Genomic DNA, 606 nt, shown 5'->3' with positions numbered 1-606 from the left:
GCGCCGATGCGCAAAACAACCGCCAGACTCTAATCCAAGCTGGGGGAAAGCTGGGGGTCACGTCACACGATATCCGCTGAATACCTTGGATTTTAGGAGGTTGTCCAGACGCATGTGGATGGCGATGGACGGGAAAGTGGAGCGGGTGAAGGGAATCGAACCCTCGTCGTAAGCTTGGGAAGCTTCTGCTCTACCATTGAGCTACACCCGCATTTCAACAGCTTAAGCCATCGAAACCCCGGCAGTTTACAGTGTGGTTTACACATCGTCCCGGAGCCGCCGGGTCAAATCACTCACAATGGCCCTGTCGTCAACATACTTTTTCCGGATTTGATCGACGTGCTGGGGCGACCAGCCCATCCGTTCGGCGACCTCATTGTTGGTGAGATTTGCATTGGCGTGCGCGATGATGGCATCGCGAAGCGGCTGATCTGCAACCGCCTTGATGGCCTCCAAATCTTCAGGCAGCCAGATGACCGCCGCGCGACCCTCGGGGCGGTCGATAGTCGGGATGCCAATAGCTGGATTGTGGATCATATGCCTGTCAATCGGCGTTCAATCGGGCCCCCCTATCGGCACGCAAAAGGGACCCCCTTGTTGAGATGG

At 56.6% G+C, this 606-nt stretch carries 1 protein-coding gene and 1 tRNA gene; both read right to left on the bottom strand.

Annotation, left to right across the window (positions count from 1 at the left end; genetic code table 11):
* Nucleotides 1–137: 137 nt before the first annotated feature.
* A tRNA-Gly gene (locus D620_RS0113560) sits at nt 138–211 on the bottom strand.
* Between the two features lie 47 nt (nt 212–258).
* Complete coding sequence (locus D620_RS0113555; RefSeq protein ID WP_017666360.1) at nt 259–537, bottom strand: hypothetical protein; 279 nt, start codon at nt 535–537, stop codon at nt 259–261.
* Nucleotides 538–606 lie beyond the last annotated feature (69 nt).

This window comes from Porphyrobacter sp. AAP82, from assembly GCF_000331285.1.
Taxonomy (GTDB): Bacteria; Pseudomonadota; Alphaproteobacteria; order Sphingomonadales; family Sphingomonadaceae; genus Erythrobacter.
Note: the sequence above shows the minus strand (reverse complement) of the source record. Positions and strands in the feature narration are given on the sequence as shown.

Bases quoted from the DNA above. Each gene is read 5' to 3' on its own strand.
- D620_RS0113555 (WP_017666360.1), bottom strand. From the start codon at position 537: ATGATCCACAATCCAGCTATTGGCATCCCGACTATCGACCGCCCCGAG.